The organism is Anaerococcus porci (assembly GCF_009696575.1).
Lineage (GTDB): Bacteria > Bacillota > Clostridia > Tissierellales > Peptoniphilaceae > Anaerococcus > Anaerococcus porci.
The window spans coordinates 188,266-206,410 of sequence record NZ_VULQ01000003.1; the positions used below are offsets into that span (position 1 = coordinate 188,266).

The 18,145-nt window shown below is 31.6% G+C and carries 20 protein-coding genes; all 20 read right to left on the bottom strand.

The features are described from left to right. Window positions 1-29: 29 nt before the first annotated feature. The 20 genes from ftsH to rpmH all read right to left on the bottom strand — a co-directional run bounded on the left by ftsH (window position 30) and on the right by rpmH (window position 18,096). Entirely contained in the window at window positions 30-2,042 is a 2,013-nt protein-coding gene (ftsH, locus tag FYJ26_RS03960; RefSeq protein WP_154539825.1) for an ATP-dependent zinc metalloprotease FtsH, read from the bottom strand. Beyond that, the gene (locus tag FYJ26_RS03965; protein ID WP_154539827.1) at window positions 2,043-2,513 is read right to left on the bottom strand and encodes a MarR family winged helix-turn-helix transcriptional regulator; all 471 of its coding nucleotides are present in this window, start codon (window positions 2,511-2,513) and stop codon (window positions 2,043-2,045) included. Between the two features lie 349 nt (window positions 2,514-2,862). Beyond that, window positions 2,863-3,726 (bottom strand): NAD(P)/FAD-dependent oxidoreductase, encoded by an 864-nt coding sequence (locus FYJ26_RS03970; protein ID WP_154539829.1) that lies wholly within the window; start codon window positions 3,724-3,726, stop codon window positions 2,863-2,865. A gap of 1 nt (window position 3,727) precedes the next feature. After that, complete coding sequence (trxA, locus tag FYJ26_RS03975; protein WP_154539831.1) at window positions 3,728-4,036, bottom strand: thioredoxin; 309 nt, start codon at window positions 4,034-4,036, stop codon at window positions 3,728-3,730. Window positions 4,037-4,071: 35 nt separating this feature from the next. Beyond that, on the bottom strand, window positions 4,072-4,668 hold the full coding sequence (locus FYJ26_RS03980) for a P-II family nitrogen regulator (RefSeq protein ID WP_154539833.1): 597 nt from the start codon (window positions 4,666-4,668) through the stop codon (window positions 4,072-4,074). Next, on the bottom strand, window positions 4,668-6,059 hold the full coding sequence (locus tag FYJ26_RS03985) for a DUF1538 domain-containing protein (protein ID WP_154539835.1): 1,392 nt from the start codon (window positions 6,057-6,059) through the stop codon (window positions 4,668-4,670). Before FYJ26_RS03985 ends, FYJ26_RS03980 begins: the two co-directional genes overlap by 1 nt. A gap of 108 nt (window positions 6,060-6,167) precedes the next feature. Beyond that, entirely contained in the window at window positions 6,168-7,154 is a 987-nt protein-coding gene (pta, locus tag FYJ26_RS03990; RefSeq protein WP_154539837.1) for a phosphate acetyltransferase, read from the bottom strand. Window positions 7,155-7,218: 64 nt separating this feature from the next. After that, window positions 7,219-7,689 carry a DUF4446 family protein gene (locus FYJ26_RS03995; RefSeq protein WP_154539839.1) on the bottom strand — a complete coding sequence of 157 codons (471 nt, stop codon included), beginning with the start codon at window positions 7,687-7,689 and terminating at the stop codon, window positions 7,219-7,221. Then, complete coding sequence (locus tag FYJ26_RS04000; protein ID WP_154539841.1) at window positions 7,677-8,285, bottom strand: cyclodeaminase/cyclohydrolase family protein; 609 nt, start codon at window positions 8,283-8,285, stop codon at window positions 7,677-7,679. The genes FYJ26_RS03995 and FYJ26_RS04000 overlap by 13 nt, the downstream gene beginning before the upstream one ends. Then, window positions 8,263-9,117 carry a ParB/RepB/Spo0J family partition protein gene (locus FYJ26_RS04005; protein ID WP_154539843.1) on the bottom strand — a complete coding sequence of 285 codons (855 nt, stop codon included), beginning with the start codon at window positions 9,115-9,117 and terminating at the stop codon, window positions 8,263-8,265. Before FYJ26_RS04005 ends, FYJ26_RS04000 begins: the two co-directional genes overlap by 23 nt. Continuing rightward, a complete protein-coding gene (locus tag FYJ26_RS04010; RefSeq protein WP_154539845.1) occupies window positions 9,095-10,024 on the bottom strand; it encodes a ParA family protein in 930 nt (309 codons plus the stop codon). The genes FYJ26_RS04005 and FYJ26_RS04010 overlap by 23 nt, the downstream gene beginning before the upstream one ends. Beyond that, the gene (locus tag FYJ26_RS04015) at window positions 10,002-11,222 is read right to left on the bottom strand and encodes a CinA family nicotinamide mononucleotide deamidase-related protein (protein WP_154539847.1); all 1,221 of its coding nucleotides are present in this window, start codon (window positions 11,220-11,222) and stop codon (window positions 10,002-10,004) included. Before FYJ26_RS04015 ends, FYJ26_RS04010 begins: the two co-directional genes overlap by 23 nt. 518 nt (window positions 11,223-11,740) lie before the next feature. Further along, window positions 11,741-12,370, bottom strand: coding sequence for a 16S rRNA (guanine(527)-N(7))-methyltransferase RsmG (gene rsmG, locus FYJ26_RS04020; RefSeq protein WP_154539849.1), 630 nt, complete (start codon window positions 12,368-12,370; stop codon window positions 11,741-11,743). Further along, on the bottom strand, window positions 12,363-14,252 hold the full coding sequence (gene mnmG / locus FYJ26_RS04025) for a tRNA uridine-5-carboxymethylaminomethyl(34) synthesis enzyme MnmG (protein ID WP_154539851.1): 1,890 nt from the start codon (window positions 14,250-14,252) through the stop codon (window positions 12,363-12,365). Before mnmG ends, rsmG begins: the two co-directional genes overlap by 8 nt. Window position 14,253: 1 nt before the next feature. Further along, on the bottom strand, window positions 14,254-15,618 hold the full coding sequence (gene mnmE, locus FYJ26_RS04030) for a tRNA uridine-5-carboxymethylaminomethyl(34) synthesis GTPase MnmE (RefSeq protein WP_154539853.1): 1,365 nt from the start codon (window positions 15,616-15,618) through the stop codon (window positions 14,254-14,256). 117 nt (window positions 15,619-15,735) lie between these two features. After that, entirely contained in the window at window positions 15,736-16,599 is an 864-nt protein-coding gene (gene jag, locus FYJ26_RS04035) for an RNA-binding cell elongation regulator Jag/EloR (protein WP_154539855.1), read from the bottom strand. After that, window positions 16,565-17,320 (bottom strand): YidC/Oxa1 family membrane protein insertase, encoded by a 756-nt coding sequence (locus FYJ26_RS04040; RefSeq protein WP_154539857.1) that lies wholly within the window; start codon window positions 17,318-17,320, stop codon window positions 16,565-16,567. Before FYJ26_RS04040 ends, jag begins: the two co-directional genes overlap by 35 nt. Before the next feature lie 39 nt (window positions 17,321-17,359). After that, the gene (gene yidD / locus FYJ26_RS04045) at window positions 17,360-17,572 is read right to left on the bottom strand and encodes a membrane protein insertion efficiency factor YidD (protein WP_154539859.1); all 213 of its coding nucleotides are present in this window, start codon (window positions 17,570-17,572) and stop codon (window positions 17,360-17,362) included. Further along, window positions 17,562-17,912, bottom strand: a complete 351-nt coding sequence (gene rnpA, locus FYJ26_RS04050; RefSeq protein ID WP_154539861.1) for a ribonuclease P protein component — start codon at window positions 17,910-17,912, stop codon at window positions 17,562-17,564. Before rnpA ends, yidD begins: the two co-directional genes overlap by 11 nt. Before the next feature lie 49 nt (window positions 17,913-17,961). Then, window positions 17,962-18,096, bottom strand: a complete 135-nt coding sequence (gene rpmH, locus FYJ26_RS04055) for a 50S ribosomal protein L34 (RefSeq protein ID WP_154539863.1) — start codon at window positions 18,094-18,096, stop codon at window positions 17,962-17,964. Window positions 18,097-18,145: the final 49 nt, after the last annotated feature.

The following is an 18,145-nucleotide window of genomic DNA, read 5'->3' on the forward strand; positions in this document are numbered from 1 at the left end:
ATAAAAAAGACCCCTAGAAGGGGTCTTATCTACTCATCTTTTTTGGAGTCATCTTCACTTGAACCAAGTTCTATTGGCTTATTATCTTCTTCATTTTTTTCTTCTACAATTTTTTCTTCGTCTTTTGTGCTTATTTCATCACTTGAATTTTCATTTGTAGACTCTTTTTCTTCAATTTCTTCTTTTACTTTGACTTCTACAGGTTTTTTATTTAGAATTTCCATAAATTGTTCACCTGTTATAGTCTCTTCTTTAAGAAGGAAGTCTGATATTTCGTGAAGTTTGTCTAGGTTATCTTTTAAGATTTCTATAGCTCTCATGTGGGCTTGAGATATGATGTGGATTACTTTCTCATCAATTTTATCTCCAGTACCACTAGATACTATAAGTGAGTGTTCTCCACCTAGGTATCTTCCAGTTGTTCTTTCAAGTTGGACAAAATCAAAATCATCGTCCATACCATATTGGGTTACCATGGCTCTTGCAATTTGGGTAGCTCTTTCTATATCATTGCTTGCCCCAGTAGTTTTAGTATTAAAGATAAGTTCTTCTGCACTTCTACCACCTGCAAAGGTAACTATTTCATCAAATAGTTCTTTTTTGGTCATTATATATTTCTCATCACGATCAACACTCATGGTATAACCTAAGGCCCCTGATGTTCTTGGAACTATGGTTATCTTGGTTACTGGTTTCTTTTGGGTTTGAATAGCTGTAACTAAGGCATGTCCTACTTCATGGTAGGCTATAATCTTCTTTTGGTCATCGCTTATTACAGCATTTTTCTTTTGTGCACCTGCTATTACAGTTTCTATACTTTCTTCAAGGTCAACTTGTGTAAGTTTTTTCCTACCTTCTCTTACAGCTCTAAGCGCACCTTCATTTACTATATTTGCAAGGTCTGCACCAGAAGTTCCTGCCGTTCTTCTTGCAATTTCTTCATAGTCTATGTCATCTTCTCTTTTAACATTTTTTGCATGAACTATTAAGATGTCCTTTCTACCATTTAAATCTGGTAGCTCAACTCTTACTTGTCTATCAAATCTTCCAGGTCTTGTAAGAGCTGGGTCAAGGATTTCAGGCCTATTTGTTGCAGATAAAAGTACTACTCCCTCAGCTGCATCAAATCCATCCATTTCGTTTAGAAGTTGGTTAAGGGTTTGTTCACGTTCATCATTTCCACTAAAACCTGATGTATCCCTTCTCTTACCTATGGCATCTATCTCATCTATAAAGACGATACATGGAGCCTTTTCCTTAGCTTGTTTAAAAAGATCTCTTACCTTACTTGCTCCCATACCTACAAACATCTCAACGAATTCTGAGCCTGAAATTGAGAAAAATGGTACATTAGCCTCACCTGCTACAGCTTTTGCTAAAAGTGTCTTACCTGTTCCTGGAGGACCTACTAAAAGCACGCCTTTTGGAAGAACTGCCCCTATATCCCTATATTTTTGTGGTTCATGTAAGAAATCTACGACTTCATTAAGGCTATCTTTTGCCTCTTCTTGGCCTGCTACATCTTTGAAAGTTTTTCCCGTCTTATTTTCCATGTAGACTTTAGCATTTGACTTACCAAAGTTCATGAAGTCTCCGCCACCTCGGCCTCCCATAGTCTTTGATAGAGACCTGTTAGCCATATAGAAAATTAAAAGCAAGAATATAAGAGGCAAAATAGATGTTATAAACAGGGTGAGCCATGGACTCATTTTTGTTTCTATCTCTTTCGTAAATGTTAGGTTCTTATTATTCTTAGCCTTATCAAGTAATCTTTCTGTAAGGTTAGTATCTGGCCATAAACCTGTGGTGAAAGTTTTTTTGTCACCATCAACCATAGCTGTGAAGGTATAGTTATAATCATCTTTGGTAACTTCTCTTACTTGGTCATTATCTATCATTTGGACAAATTGGTTGTAAGTTACCTCCTTTGGCTTCTCTCCCATTGTAATAGGATTAAGCATGTATCTTATTACTAGAAAGGCAACTATGGCTATAATCCAATAGTAGACCAATGGCCTATTGCCTTTTTTATTTGATAGCATCTATAAACCACTCCTTATAATATAATCATCTAGTAAGCTATCTAAAGATTCTAATTCATTAATGATTGTCTTTAAGTTAGTGTTGATATTTGACTCATCAACCTCTGGTTTTATTTTATCAAAATACTCACTTACCTTATCAGCTGCATCAACACCTTTTTGGGTAAGCTTAACATTTACAACTCTTTCATCTTCATCTGATCTATTTCTATCAACAAATCCTTGCTTTTCAAGTTTCTTGCAAATATTTGATATATTTCCACCATTTACACCTATACTTTTTCCAAGATTACCTATTGATACTGAATCTTCAGATGCAGATAAGGTCATAATCATCTTAAGTTGTAGGGTTGTTACTCCTAGATCTGTTGCTGTTTCTTGTAATAGTAAATCTATCTTGTGTGATATTTCTCTAATCATAGAGAATATAGAATTATTAAATTCAAAAAAATCAATGTGTCTGTCTGTCATATAAACCTCCATAAATTATAGACCTATATTTAATATAGGAGATAAGTATTCTCCACTATTATTTTACATATATTGTAATAAATTTCAAGTATTTAGAAAGAATATTTTTAATACATACTTTAATTGTGAATTAATTATGTTCTTTGATAAAAAACACCTATTATTATCTTTAAAAAAAACTAATGGGGTTGTTGCTTAATGAATTAATCTTTATCATATAATTACAAATCCCTCCACAACAATTTTACTCTATAGTATAAAGCTTTGTTTTTAAGATTCTAGAAGTAACTTGCAATTATATAAAGATATAAATTCGTAATTTTACAACACCCCACTAATAGTTTCACTGTCATTTTGTTTCACGTGAAACATTTCTTATATATGAGCTTGCATTAAGTCCTGCTACTTGACCTTCACCGCAGGCTTTGTTTATTTGGTAAGGCTTACCTGTTATGTCACCACAGGCAAAAAGCCCCCTTATATTTGTCTTCATATCTTTATCCACCAAGATATGTTTTTCATCCATTTTTACAGATGGTACTAAGTTTTTAGGCTTAGATGATGATTTTATTATAAAAAATCCATCAGCCCTGATTTTACTACCATCACTAAGCTCAAGACTTTCAGCCTTTATTAGGCCATCAAATTTTAAAGGCCTTTCATCTACAATATTTATATTAGATGAAAGTTTTATATTTTTTTTGTACATATTTATAAAGGTCGTATTTTTAGCTACTTTATTTATAAATTCTACTTCTTCTATTGACTCTTCATTGTAGCCTATAACTACAACATCACGCCCCTTATATAAAGAAGCATCACAGGTTGCACAATAAGATATACCCTTTGCAAAAAACTTATCTTCACCTTCTATAACTTTACCCATGTCTATACCTGTAGCTATAATGCAGGCTTTTGATTTTAGCATTTCATCTCCAAAATCTACTGCAAAGTAGTCTCCCATAGCGTAAACCGCCTTAATTTTTTTATCTTTTATATCTATATCATAGTATTTAATTTGCTCTAGGAATCTTTGATATAGGTCATCTCCCTTTATATCCTTAAATCCTAGGTAATTTTTTATGGATGGACTTTTTGAAAGAGCTTTGGAATCTTTCCCAATGACTAAAACCTTGTTTTTTCTAATTGCAGCATTAAGGGCTGCAGATAATCCTGCAGGCCCTTTACCTACTACTATTAAATCATAATCCATATTATTTAAGTTTTTCTACTTCTTCAAGTATAACTTCTTTAGCTTGGAAGCCTACTAGGGTGTTTTTTAATGTACCCTTTTTGAAAAGCATCATTGATGGGACTGCATTTACATTATATCTTCCAGCAAGTTCTGGACTTCGGTCTACATCTACTGAATATATATCAAAGTCTACTTCAGATTCTAATTCTTCGAGTATTGGTTTTTGCATCTTGCATGGTCCACACCATGTAGCTGAAAAATCTACTAAGACTATTCCTTCATTTTCTAGTACATGAGTATCAAACTCTTGAGTATTTAATTCTTTCATTTTTATCCTCCATTAATAAAGTTATTATACTTCTATTATTTTTGATCAACAAGACCACGAACATCACTTACAGGTAGTGAAAAAAGTATACCATTTGAATCTTGATTAAGCTCTAAGCTATCATAAAGAGCTGATTTAATTTTTTCCGCTATATCTTTTTTTATAAGCATTATTACTATATCTTTTTCTGGTTCTATAACCATATTTAAAAATACTGACTTTTTTTGGATACCTGAACCCCTTCCGTGAACAATAGTCGCCCCCCTTGCTCCATGTTTTTGGGATATATCTATAACCCTATCGGCATTGGACTTATCCACTATTACATATAAAGCCTCATATTCCATATTTATTTCTCCTTTTTTATCTATTGGTGTTGTAAACATGATAGATGTGTTTTTCTTGTCAAATTTATCTGATAATTTATCCAGCAAGTCTTTTACTAAAGAGTCATTTACTAAGGCTGATACTATTTCTTTTCTTTCTTTATTAATTCCAAGGACTTCTAATATGTGATCATTAGCAGAACCCTCTGCTAAAAGACAACTTATATATTTTGCTCCATAAGCTTGAAGCTGTTGCATAAATTTAGATCCTTTAGATCTATTTGTAATTATTCTTAAATATTTCATTATCCCTCTATGACCTCCTTATAAAAAGATCCCATTATCATTATAGTTATAACTGGCATAAGTGCAACAAAAGCTATAACTCCAAATCCATCTGCAACATTTCCTGCAACCCCTTGGCAAAATGCGAGAATAAAGGTTGCAGTCATTGGCCCTGATGCAACTCCACCTGAGTCAAAGGCAATACCTACAAAAAGTTGTGGTACATTTCTTGAAAGTATTAGGGCAAGTAAGAATCCCGGTCCTATTAGCATCCAAAGCTTAAATCCGTCTATTTTGATTCTTATCATTGCAAGCATCACTGCAAAGGCAACTCCTATTGATAAAGCCTTCATTATAGATGACCTATGGATTGAACCAGCAGTTACATCTTCTACTTGCTCTGATAATACAAATACTGCAGGTTCTGCTAAAACAACTAAAAGTCCTAGAACAAAGCCTATTAGTGGAACAAATTTAAAGTCAGCATAAGCCTCTCCCATAACTCTTGCAAGTTCCATAAAACCTCCTTCTACTGAGGCTAAAAACATTATAAGACCAATATAGGTGTATCCAAGTCCAAGCATTATATCTTTTTTATTTTTTAGTTTAAATACTAGCTTATCCATTATAAGAAATACTATAGTTATAGGTAATATTGCAAAGCTTGCTGACTTAAATCCACTTAAAATTGCTGAAGTATGGGCTACTTCTTCTATTACAACTGCTGATGGGTCTATAGACATTGTCATCAAAAGTCCTGCAAGTATTGGTCCTGTTGATGCTATTCCTACAAGTCCAAAGGAGTTTTCCTCACCCTTACTCTCTCCTTTAAGTTTACTTACTCCAAGACCTAAAGCTATTATAAAAGGAGTTGTCATAGCTCCTGTAGTTGCACCAGATGCATCAAAGGCTATAGCATGACTTAAATCACTTGATATAAACATAAGAATAAAGATTGCTCCATATATACACATCATAAGACTAGATAGCTTAATTTCCTTAAATATCCTATAAAGTCCTATTGATATCATCACTCCTACACCTACTGATATTATAGAAACTATTAACATTGATTCAAGTCCTATAGCACTGCTTACTTGCTTTGCTAAAATTAATAGGTCTGGTTCTGCAATTGATATTACAAAGCCTATAAATACGCCAAATATTATAACCTTTAATATATTTTCACTTTTTGCTATAAAATCTCCCATAAAAGATCCTATTTTTGATATTGATAAATCTACCCCAGTTAAGAATATAGATAAACCTACTATTACACCTAAACAACCTATAAGGAAGTTTACGATTAATTTATTATCTACTGGTCTAAATATATTCAATACTAACACAAGAATGGCTATGGGACCTACTGCTTTTGCATTTTGTTTTAATTCTTCTCTAAATATAGTCATCACCCCTTTAAAATGATTATTGTTTAATTTTTATATTATTAATAGCTTATTTTTTATATAATAAAAGAGGCAATCATTAGACTGTCTCTTTATTTTAACTTATTAACTTTAGTCTCTAACTTGGTTAGCAGTTAGGATTGCAAGTTTATAAACATCTTCTTCGTTACATCCTCTTGAAAGGTCATTTACTGGTTTATTAAGTCCTTGAAGTATTGGACCAAGAGCTTCATAATTTCCTAATCTTTGTCCTATCTTATAACCAATATTTGCAGATTGTAGATCTGGGAATATAAATACTTTAGCTCTTCCAGCTACATCTGAGTTAGGGATTTTCTTTCTTGCTACTTGTGGTGAGATTGCAGCATCAAATTGCATTTCCCCATCAACTTTAAGGTCTGGGTCCATTTCCTTAGCAAGTTTTGTAGCTTCTTCTACTCTTCTTGCCAATTCGTGTTTAGCAGAACCTTTTGTTGAGAAAGATAGCATTGCTACTATTGGTTCTATACCAAATTCAACTGCTGTTTTAGCAGCTTCTACTGCAACTTCAGCAAGTTCATTTGATTGAAGAGTGATATTAATAGCTGTATCTGCAAATAATAATTTTTCACCATTTGGTCCAAGCATAATCATTACACCACTTACCCTATTTACACCTTTTTTTGTTTTTATAAGTTGAAGAGCAGGTCTTACAGTATCTCCTGTTGGGTGAGCAGCACCTGAAACCATACCATCAGCCTTACCTGTTTCTATAAGCATAGTTCCGAAGTAGTTATTGTCTTTTTTAAGCAAGTAGTCACCATCTTCTCTGGTGTTTTTACCATTTCTTAATTCTACATATCTATCTACTAATTCATCGAGTAAATCAGAGTGTCTAGGATCAATTATTTCTATATTTCCTAAGTCCACACCTTCTTCGTTTGCAACTTTTTTAATAGATTCAGGATCTCCAAGTAGTATAGGTTTAATAAGACCATCATTGTTGTGTCTTATCGCTGCCCTTAAAACTCTTGAATCATCACCTTCTGGAAAAACTATAGTACGATTTTTCCCTCTAATATTATCAGTTGCAAGCTCCATTACTCCATCATTTGCCATAATAGCCTCCTAATTAAAATCGATATTAATACTATTATTATACCCTAAGTGAAAATATTTTCTTCTATAGTTTTGCCTTTTCTAGACATTCATTCTCTCTTTCAGAAAGTTCTATCTCACTTTCTCCATTTATTATCTCTTTAAGATAGGTATTTGAACCTTCTTGGGAATAGAGATTGGTTAGAATTATTCCATTGTGGTAAGAGTCTAGAAGAGTTAAAGAAAATGAGTTTTTCCCTCTTTGGTTTTCAAAGGCATCAAAATGAACAACTGCCATCTTATTTACAGCTCCCATAGATGAGTTTTTAGTATCTGCTGATCTTTGGTCAAGAGATCTTATCTCCTTATTTGACTTATCTATTTGTTTGTTTAATTCTAAGATTAATTCTTCTAGGTTTAGATCTGGATTATTTCCCCTAAGAAGATGATCGTATCTTCTTTTTTGCCTTCTTAGCTTATCGTTGTTTGACTTTATCATAGTAAATTCAACTATAACTATTATAAATAAAATTATTATTGCCATTATTTGTCCCATAACTTAATCCTCTTTCTGATAATATCCATATTCTTTTCATATAGCTTATCACAATATTTAGTAATTGATTTGTAGTCGGTTTTTTTAAAATTGCTATCTTTATCAAAGTATTTTTCATTCATAATAACATTTACAAAAGATGAATGTATACATTCCTTTACCAATCTAAGTCCTATCTCCCCATCACTTATAGTTGAAAATTTCCCATTTTCAAGTAGAAAATCACAATCTTGAAGGACTATTATCATAAGTTCGATTGTTCTTTTTGGTGCAATATTTGCATCATTGATAAGCTTATCAATATTATCCATTTCATTATTTTTAAAAGCTTTTAAAAGGACATTTACCCTATCTACATCTTCTTGCATCAAATCCTTTAGCTCTTGTGAATAAGCTATGAATTTCTTAAAGATTTTTTTCCCCTTTTTATTCAAATTCTCATCTTTATAGTCCTTTTTTGCCATCATCAATATTAAATTTATTCCAAGATTTCCACTAAGACTTGCTAGGGCTCCTCCTCCAGGATAGGCTGTAGGCTTTCTTGTATTATCTATTAATTCACCTAGCTTAAAATCAATCAACTTCTTCTCTGCCATTTTTTATACTCCAATAAAGTCTTTCAATATCTTCTATAGAAAAGCAGTCTATAGACACTTTGTAGGTATTATTTTGCTTTTTAATCTCAACCTTTGAGTCTAAGAGGTTTATAAATTTTTCCTCAAAGTCTTCAAAAAGTATCTTATCTAGCTTATCTTCTTTTATGTCTAAATTTTCTTTTCTTTTATTTTTATTCTTTTTTTCTACATTTCTAATATTTGTTTTTTTATTTTTAAAATCATCAAGGCTTTTACTTCTTTCATTCTTATCTTTTATAGAAAGAAGTGTCCTTGCCTGAGATGAAGTTATATTTCCCTCTTCTAATTCCTTTTTACTATTTTCATCAAGTTTTAAAAGCCTTAGGGTATTTGCTATATAAGATCTTGATTTTCCGACAGTTTTTCCTATCTCGTCTTGTTTTAGTCCATAATTTTTAATAAGTTCATTATAGGCATTAGCCTCTTCAAGAGCTGTAAGGTCCTCTCTTTGAACATTTTCTACTATAGAAAGTATATCTATATCTTTATTATCTACATTTTTTATAATAGCATCTATTTCTGTATGACCTAGAAGCTTACTTGCCCTAAATCTTCTCTCCCCTGCTATAATTTCATATTTATTGCCATTTTTTCTTAAAACTATTGGATTTAAAAGACCATATTGTTCTATAGACTGGCTTAGACCCTCAAGAGCTTTTGTATCAAAACTTTTTCTAGGTTGGTCTTCTCTTCTGATGATTTTTTCCATAGGAATTTTAACTACAGTCTTATTTTTCTTATTATTTTCTGGTATAAGCGAGCCAAGACCCCTACCCAATGTTTTTCTCGTCATTTCTTATCACCTGATTTTTTTCCTCATCTTTTTGAAGTTTTTTATCTTTCTCATCTTTTCTTAATTCTTGATTATAATCTTTACTTTCTTCACTTATCTTTTCCTTAGTCTTTTTCTTGAAATTTTCCTTTTCTTTGGATTCCTTTTTTATATTTTCTATAAGCTCACTTGCCAGATTAAGATAGGCTCTTGCTCCCTTTGATTTCTCATCATAAACAATTACTGACTTCCCATAAGAAGGTGCTTCGGCAAGTTTTATATTTCTAGGAATCATAGTCTTAAAGACCTTGGACTTAAAATATGATTTTACTTCTTCTACAACCTCATATGAAAGCTTACACCTTCCATCAAACATACATAAAAGAACCCCTTCAATTTCAAGATCTTCTTTTACAGAACTTTTTATAGACTTATAGGTATTCATAAGCTCACTTACCCCTTCTAGGGCATAATATTCTGTTTGAATTGGTATTATTATGGAATCACTTGCTACAAGAGCATTTAAAGATAAAAGTCCAAGAGATGGTGGGCAGTCTATAATTATAAGATCAAAATCATCTCCTATTTCTTTTATAATAGAACTAAGCATAGTGAGTCTTTCTCTCTCATCTAAAGAAACCAATTCCACTTCAAGACCAGAAAGGGCATTTTCACTTGGAATAAGATAAGCACCATCTTCTGTTTTTACTATGTAATTTTCAAATGAATCTTCTTCATAAAACATCTTGTATATAGACTTCTCTACCTTAGATTTATCAAGACCCAAACCTGTTGTAGTATTTGCCTGAGGGTCAAAATCTATTACCAGAATCTTTTTTCCTAATTTTGAAAGGGCAGTGGCAAGATTTACCACTGTAGTAGTCTTTCCTACACCACCCTTTTGATTAAATATCGAAATTGTCTTCATACATACCTCTCATTATTAATATGGAAAGGTCCATGGCCCTATTTTTAGTCCAACGCCTAGCCTTATTCCTACTTGCAGAGAACTTAAATTCTCTAACAAACTTTTTATCCTTATATTTTACACCTATAAAAGCTTCTCCTTTGTGAGCATAGCCTGTAGTTATTATACATAATGCTGATTTTGTCCTATCATACAGACCATCGAGCATCTCATATGCACATTCCTTGCTGACTGCAGAATATTTTCTTAATGTTTCATATGAAACATTCAAGATTTTTTCTTTAGTCCTATCAGAGTAGGTCACATAGGACTCTTCTATTACATCACTTGCACCAGCTATATCTATAATAGATGACGCCACCATTCCTCCTGTAATAGACTCAGCACAAGATACTTTCTCTTTTCTCTCTTTTAATAAATCTATAAGGGTTTCTTCTTTTCTCTTTCCATCATCTGACAATAATAGTGGACCAAAAACTTCCCTTACTTCCTTTTCCTTTTCATCAAGTAAGATAAGAGCTTTATCATCACTTTCTGCCTTTGCACTTATTCTTAAAAATCCTCCCTCATCATCAAAATAAGGACTTATGGTTGGATTTGTAGAATGAAGATCTATCCTACTTGCCATATCCCATTCTCCCAAAAGTGCAATTCTTAAAGTCTTTGACTTAATAACCGCTTCTTTTTTTATATATTTAAGTAATTTATTTTCAAACATATATTTCATCTCTTGAGGTGGCCCCGGCATAAGAACTATTTTGCTCTTATTATCACAATCAATAATACAACCTGGTGCTGTACCTATATCATTTGGAAGAATAATAGCATCTTTAGGAAATTTTGCCTGCTTTATATTCACACTAAGGGCCCTTTCATTTGACTTAAAATATGAGTCAAGTTTCTTTTTACTTTCCTCATCTATAACTACCTTATCTTCCTTACCACTTGCCCTGATCGCTACTTCTTTACTTATATCATCTTCAGTAGGTCCCAGCCCTCCTGTAATAAAAATATAATCAACTTTACCAATAGCATTTTTAAGTTCTTTTAATAACCTGTCAAAATTATCTCCAACAGTTACCATCTTGTATAAATCTATTCCAAACTCACTTAATCTTTGTGCTATATACTTTGAATTAGTATCGGTAATATTTCCAAGTAATATTTCTGTTCCAACTGAAAAAATTTGTGCTTTCATAAAACCTCTTTTCTCTTTAAATAGTATAACAATATCAAGATAAGTTTTCAATATTAAATGTTTCACATGAAACATTTCTTACATATCAGCAGTAATTCTTTTTTATTATACTCTCTTAGATTATTTTTTATATCCTAAAAATCACTTCAATTAATTTAATTCTTCAAATTAATTATTACGTACTTGTTATTATAATTAATTATGATACAAATAATAATGTATAATCTTATTTATTATAATTTACTACTTAAGCAAGAGCCCCTTAGTTTGTCTCAACATTAGGCGAAGAATAAAAGTAAATATAATATTATTAATAATACAACAAAACAATGAGATTTTATTAAAGTTATAGTAATTTACCTTAATAAAAACAATATCTAAACTTTCCAATTAAATGAAGTGACTTATTACTAATTATCTTAATTAAACACATAAAAAATAAAAAAGACCTTAAAACAAAATATGTTCTAAAGCCTTATGATTAAAATCAAAAAATAATCTTAAGATATTAATGAATATCAAAGAGGATTCTTCTTTGGCAAGTTTTTTGCCCTCGGATATTTTATTTTTGTTGACCTTACTTTTTTTATTAGTATATTTTTTCTTGTGTTTCCATTAAGGTCTATTGTGTCTATATTTATTAACTCTCCTCCTAAGATTTTAAGAGCATTTTCGGCTTCATTTAATTCTTCTTCTGCCTTAGGACCTTTCATTGCTATAAAAATTCCCCCTACTTTTAGAAATGGTAAGGCATATTCCAAAAGTGTTGATAGTTTTGCTACTGCCCTTGATACTACCATATCAAACTTTTCCCTATTATTTTTAGCATAATCTTCTGCTCTTGTATGAATAGCTCTCGTATTTTTTAAACCTAATTCCTCTATTACCTCATTCATAAAGCCTACTTTTTTATTTACTGAATCTATGAGGGTTAAGTCAAATTCTTTTTTTATCCTAAGAGGAATCCCTGGAAATCCTGCTCCTGAACCTATATCTAGAACTTTCATTCCCTTATTTATATATTTCTCAATGGTTAAGGAGTCGTCAAAGTGCTTTACTTTAATCTGGCTAGAATCAACTATGGTGGTTAGGTTGAATTTCTTATTTGTCTCTATTAGCATTTCTTCATATTTTTTAAACTTATCCATCTAAATCACCTGCCTTTAGTCTTATTAGTAAAACATTTATATCAGCAGGACTTACTCCAGATATTCTTGAGGCTTGTCCTATGGAATCTGGTCTTATATCATTAAGTTTTTCTGATGATTCTTTCTTTAGTCCTTTTATAGTAAAATAGTCTATATTTTGTGGGAGTTTTTTATTTTCAAGTTTTTTAAACTTGTCTATATCAGCCATTTGTTTTTTAATGTAGCCTTGATATTTGATCTCTGTTTGAACTTGAATTTGTTGAAATTTTGGAAGCTCTGGTCTATCAGGGTCAAGTACTTTGACAAGCTCATAAGTAAGCTCTGGTCTTTTTATAAGATCGAATAAGCTATATCCTGTTTTAAGTGGACTTGTTCCAATAGATTCTAACATTTCATTATTCTTCTTGTTTGGACTTATCATAACCCCTTTTAGCCTATTGATTTCTTTTTCTATATTTTCTCTTTTTCTTAGCATTTTCTCAAAACGTTCATCTGATACAAGTCCTATCTTATATCCAATTTCTGTTAGTCTAAAGTCTGCATTATCTTGTCTCATAGTAAGTCTATATTCACATCTTGATGTCATCATCCTATAAGGTTCATTAGTTCCTTTTGTTACAAGATCATCTATTAAAACTCCTATATAAGCATCCGACCTATCGAGTATAAGTGGATCTTCTCCTTTAATTTTAAGGCTTGCATTAATTCCTGCTATTAGACCCTGACCTGCTGCTTCTTCATAACCTGATGAACCATTAATTTGTCCTGCAAAAAATAAGTTTTCTACCTTTTTTGACTCAAGACTTCTCTTTAAATCTGTTGAATCAAGGCAGTCATATTCTATACCATAGGCTGGTCTCATAATCCTTGCATTTTCCATTCCCCTTATAGTTTTATAGAATTCTCTTTGCACTTCTTGAGGAAGAGTTGATGATACACCTTGGATATAGACCTCATCTGTTGATAGGCTTTCTGGTTCTATAAAAACTTGGTGGATATTCCTATCTGGAAATCTTACCATTTTATCTTCAATAGATGGGCAATATCTAGGACCAACTCCTTTTACTAATCCCCCATACATAGGTGATTTATGAAGGTTTGCCATGATTATTTCTTTAGTTTCATTTGTTGTATAAGTTAGGTAACAATTTTCCTGTTTTTTATCTGAAAAGTCTTTATCTTCATTCATAAAGGAGAAGGCTACTACATTTTCGTCTCCTTTTTGAACTTCTGTTTGTGATAAGTCTATTGTCTTAATATCAACCCTTGCAGGTGTTCCCGTCTTGAAACGTCTAAGATTGAAACCTAACTCTTCTAGACTATCTGATAAAAATGTAGCTGCTGAAAGTCCATGAGGACCTGATGTTTTTTGATAATCTCCCATAAGAATTTTTCCATTAAGATAGGTTCCTGTGCAAACTACAACAGCTTTAGTAGGAAAAATTGCCCCTTGTACTGTTTCTACACTTTTAACCTTTCCATCTTCTATGTTAATCTTATCAACTTCTTGTTCAAATAAGTCAAGATTTTCTTGCCTTTCAAGAGTTTTTTTCATCTCTTGGTGGTATTTTATCTTATCAGCTTGAACCCTTAAAGAATGAACTGCGGGACCTTTTGAGGTATTTAGCATCCTTGATTGTATAAAGGTCTTATCTATGTTTAATGCCATCTCACCACCTAAAGCATCTATCTCTCTTACAATATGTCCTTTTCCAGTTCCTCCTATATTTGGATTACATGGCATATCTGCTACAGACTCCATACTTGTTGTCAAAACCAAGGTTTTAAAACCAAGTCTTGCACTTGCAAGAGAAGCTTCACAACCTGCATGACCTGCCCCTATTACTACTACATCATAGGATTGGTCTATATATTTTTTCATCTTATTTTCCAACACAAAACTCCCTAAATACTTTATCCATTATCTCATCTGAAACAGTTTCTCCAATTATAAGACCCAAGTCATCATATGCACTTCTTAAATCAACCTCTACACAATCGATAGGAACTTGGGACTTTATATCCTTAAGGGCATTTTCTATCTTTTCTTTTGCTAAATTTAATAATCTTTCATGGCGTAGGTTTGTAATAATCAATGATTCTTTATTTAAGTCCTTAGTATCAAATATTTCAAAGATAGCCTCTTCAAGCTTATCTATCCCATCCCTGCTTATCATAGAAGTTTCAATAACCTTAAAATTGTTACCTAAGTCTTCTTTTTTAATCTTTGAATCTAAATCTAATTTATTTAAAATAATGATAGCATTTTTATTCTCTATAATATCAAGTATAATCTTATCCTCTTGATCAAAGTCTCTAGACCTATCAAATATTGCTATAACTAAATCTGCATCTTCTGCAAGCTCCCTTGACCTTTCAACTCCTATTTTTTCAACCTTATCTTCAGTTTCTCTAATTCCAGCCGTATCATTTATCTTTAAGGTCAGATTTCCTAAATTTATATACTCAGTTATAGAATCTCTTGTAGTTCCAGGTATATCTGTAACTATTGCTCTATTTTCATTCAATAGGACATTTAATAGAGATGACTTGCCTACATTAGGTTTTCCTATTATTGTTGTCTCTATTCCATCTTTTATGAGCTTGCCCTTATTAGCTGTTGATAAAAGCTTTTTAATTTCATCATTAGCCCTTTCTACATAAGATATTATATCATCTAAGGGAAGATCTTGCCCATCTTCTGTAAAATTAATGGAATACTCAATCCTTGATAAGGCCTCCAACTGGATGTCCCTTATATCTTCTATTTTTTCTCTTAATAATCCTGATAATTGCTTTAATCCTTGTTTTTGAGATAATTCATTAGTTGAATTTATAATATCAAGAACTGCCTCAGCTTGAGATAAATCTATCCTTCCATTTAAAAAAGCTCTTTTAGTAAACTCACCAGGTTCTGCTAAATCACACCCCTCATCTAGTAAAAGATTTAATATATCTTTTACAGAAATCATAGATCCATGACAATTTATCTCACAAATATCCTCTCTAGTATAAGTATTTGGTCCTTTCATGAAGTTTACCATAACTTCATCATATACTCGGCCATCTTTTTCTATATGACCATAACGCATCATTCTATTGTCCTTAATCCTATCAAGTTCCCTCTTATTAAATGGCTTAAAGATCCTTTTTATAATGTCAAAAGAACTACCGCCACTCATACGAACTATAGATATACCACCACTACCTTGTGGTGTTGAAATTGCTGCTATTGTAGATTCACTCATAATTCTTCCTTTCTATAACGATTGTTTACCTTTGACATAAACATCTCTTATTATACTATAGTATTATACATTAATTATTTCCATTAAAAAAGATGTTTCACGTGAAACATCTTTTAACTAGTCAATTTTGTAATCAACTACAACATATCTTCTTGGTTCTTCTCCTTCAGAGTGGGAATCCAACTTATCATATTTTCCTATTTGCTCATGAGCAAGTCTTCTTTCATATGAATTCATATATTTTAGATTCCAAGGCTTTCTAGTTTTCAAAACCTTCTTACAAGCTTTATCAGCCAAGTCAATAATTTTTTCATCTCGTCTTTTTTTGTAGTTATTTATATCAATATTAAGCTTTAGATTATTCTCCCTAGTATTTATTATCTTTCTTATAATAGTTTCTATACTTTCAAGAGTCTTTCCTGATCTTCCTATAACAATTCCAGTATCTTTAGGGTCAATTTTTGCATCAAGCTTAATAATATTATCTTCAAGATTTCCTATGACTTTTATATCTTCAAAATGCATATTATAAAGAATTTTCTCAAGTAGATCTTTCGCCTTATAGTAAAGCTCTACATCAGTATTTAACTCATCTTCTTCAACAATATTTGCTTCATCTAATCTTTCATCTTGATTAGATTTTTTATCTATGCTTTTTTCTTCTAAAACTTTTTCATCTTCTTTAGAACTTTCCTCATTTGTAATTTCTCTTGATAAGGCTGTTACATCAAAGTTTTCTCTAAGAGATTTTTTGCTATCTTCTTCAATTTCTTTCATAAGATCATCGATACCTTCATCTAAATCTTGATCATAGGAAATCTTTACAACAGCATCCTTTTGACCAATAAGACCCAAAAATCCACTAGACTCTTCTTCGATTATTTCGATAGATACCTCATCTCTAGTCTTATTTATCTCTTTTAAAGCTTCATTTATAGCTTCATCTTTAGTTTTTGCTGTTCTTATTATTGATCTTTTCATTTTCTACCTCTTCATCTCTTTTTCTAAGTCCTATTAAGTATTGGCCACCTAAAATTACAAGCCTTGCTATAGAACTTGTTGTCCAATAAAGTGGAAGACCTGCTGGAAGGCCCCTAAATATAAAATAATACATAATTGGCATTACCATAAGCATTGTATTCATAGAACCCATTCCTGGAGCTTGGGCATTGGTTGCAGGTGATGTTTTCATAGTAAAAAGTTGAACTAAAAGCTGACTTATACTTGTTAGAAGTGGAAGCCCATAAAATAGTGGATCCGCTTTAGATAGGCTTGGAACCCATAAAAAGTCGTTTCTTATTGCATGAAGTCCCCCATCAAATACAAACTTGTCAGGATTTTGTATAACCCTATAGAGGGATAAAAGTATTAAAAGCTGGAAAATCATAACTAAACATGAGGAAAGTCCTGGTCCTACTCCCTCTTGCTTGTAAAACTCTTGCATCTTTTGTTGCATAATTTGAGGATCATAAGAGTATTTTTTCTTAATCTCTTCGATTTTGGGTTGCATTTCTGATGATTTCGCAGCTTGTTTTTGCTGATTCATAGTCATTGGTATGGTTATAAGTGATACCAATGCTGTCATAATTATAATTGATATGGCATAAAAGCTCATACTCTCTGGTTCTGTAAAGTTATTTACCAAAGTTTCATAGATTAATTTCATCAAACTACCAAGTAGTTGTGCTATAAAATTTAACATTTTTTTCTCCAATCTCTGAATTGAATTATAAATCAATTGCTAGGCCGGATCGTACCCTCCCTTAGAAAAAGGATTACACCTTAGAATTCTCCAACAAGCCTTAACTAAGGCTTTTAAAAAATTGTACTTCTTAAAACAGTCAATAGCATATTGGCTACAAGTAGGATAATATTTACATTTACCCGAGCCTAAGAATGGAGAAATAAACAATTGATAAAATCTAATTATTTTTAAAAAAAGCTTATTTAACATAATTTATTTTCTTTTCCTTAAAGGCCTTATTTAATACGTGACCTAAAGAAGATTTAAGCTTATCATAAGTAAAATCTGTGGTATGTTTTTTTGGTATAATAATTATATCAACGTTGTTTATATATCTATAATTATTGTAAACAATAGACCTAAGTCTTCTTTTTAACTTATTTCTTTGGTGGGCCTTGCCTACCTTTTTAGAAATAGAAAAACCAATTCTTGGTCTATTTACTCCGTTATTTTTGACTAAAACTGTAAAATCCCTATTATAATAGTGCTTGGATTTCTTATAAACTCTTTTAAAATCTTCGTTCTTTCTTAAAGTAAATTGTTTTTCCATAGGAATTAATGTCCCTTATCCACAATATAAAAAAGCCGCAGCTTTTTTATTATGCAGATAATTTCTTTCTACCCTTTTTTCTTCTGGATTTTAATACTCTTCTTCCAGCGGGAGTTGACATTCTTTTTCTAAAGCCATGGTCTTTTTTTCTTTTTCTTCTATTTGGTTGATAAGTTCTCTTCATATTATCACCTCCTATTATTTTACGCTGTCTTTAATTATATGGAAATAAG

What these genes read in the sequence shown, in the direction of transcription:
- ftsH (WP_154539825.1), bottom strand. Translation starts at nt 2,042, where the DNA reads ATGCTATCAAATAAAAAAGGCAATAGGCCATTGGTCTACTATTGGATT.
- FYJ26_RS03965 (WP_154539827.1), bottom strand. Translation starts at nt 2,513, where the DNA reads ATGACAGACAGACACATTGATTTTTTTGAATTTAATAATTCTATATTC.
- FYJ26_RS03970 (WP_154539829.1), bottom strand. Translation starts at nt 3,726, where the DNA reads ATGGATTATGATTTAATAGTAGTAGGTAAAGGGCCTGCAGGATTATCT.
- trxA (WP_154539831.1), bottom strand. Translation starts at nt 4,036, where the DNA reads ATGAAAGAATTAAATACTCAAGAGTTTGATACTCATGTACTAGAAAAT.
- FYJ26_RS03980 (WP_154539833.1), bottom strand. Translation starts at nt 4,668, where the DNA reads ATGAAATATTTAAGAATAATTACAAATAGATCTAAAGGATCTAAATTT.
- FYJ26_RS03985 (WP_154539835.1), bottom strand. Translation starts at nt 6,059, where the DNA reads ATGACTATATTTAGAGAAGAATTAAAACAAAATGCAAAAGCAGTAGGT.
- pta (WP_154539837.1), bottom strand. Translation starts at nt 7,154, where the DNA reads ATGGCAAATGATGGAGTAATGGAGCTTGCAACTGATAATATTAGAGGG.
- FYJ26_RS03995 (WP_154539839.1), bottom strand. Translation starts at nt 7,689, where the DNA reads ATGGGACAAATAATGGCAATAATAATTTTATTTATAATAGTTATAGTT.
- FYJ26_RS04000 (WP_154539841.1), bottom strand. Translation starts at nt 8,285, where the DNA reads ATGGCAGAGAAGAAGTTGATTGATTTTAAGCTAGGTGAATTAATAGAT.
- FYJ26_RS04005 (WP_154539843.1), bottom strand. Translation starts at nt 9,117, where the DNA reads ATGACGAGAAAAACATTGGGTAGGGGTCTTGGCTCGCTTATACCAGAA.
- FYJ26_RS04010 (WP_154539845.1), bottom strand. Translation starts at nt 10,024, where the DNA reads ATGAAGACAATTTCGATATTTAATCAAAAGGGTGGTGTAGGAAAGACT.
- FYJ26_RS04015 (WP_154539847.1), bottom strand. Translation starts at nt 11,222, where the DNA reads ATGAAAGCACAAATTTTTTCAGTTGGAACAGAAATATTACTTGGAAAT.
- rsmG (WP_154539849.1), bottom strand. Translation starts at nt 12,370, where the DNA reads ATGGATAAGTTTAAAAAATATGAAGAAATGCTAATAGAGACAAATAAG.
- mnmG (WP_154539851.1), bottom strand. Translation starts at nt 14,252, where the DNA reads ATGAAAAAATATATAGACCAATCCTATGATGTAGTAGTAATAGGGGCA.
- mnmE (WP_154539853.1), bottom strand. Translation starts at nt 15,618, where the DNA reads ATGAGTGAATCTACAATAGCAGCAATTTCAACACCACAAGGTAGTGGT.
- jag (WP_154539855.1), bottom strand. Translation starts at nt 16,599, where the DNA reads ATGAAAAGATCAATAATAAGAACAGCAAAAACTAAAGATGAAGCTATA.
- FYJ26_RS04040 (WP_154539857.1), bottom strand. Translation starts at nt 17,320, where the DNA reads ATGTTAAATTTTATAGCACAACTACTTGGTAGTTTGATGAAATTAATC.
- yidD (WP_154539859.1), bottom strand. Translation starts at nt 17,572, where the DNA reads ATGTTAAATAAGCTTTTTTTAAAAATAATTAGATTTTATCAATTGTTT.
- rnpA (WP_154539861.1), bottom strand. Translation starts at nt 17,912, where the DNA reads ATGGAAAAACAATTTACTTTAAGAAAGAACGAAGATTTTAAAAGAGTT.
- rpmH (WP_154539863.1), bottom strand. Translation starts at nt 18,096, where the DNA reads ATGAAGAGAACTTATCAACCAAATAGAAGAAAAAGAAAAAAAGACCAT.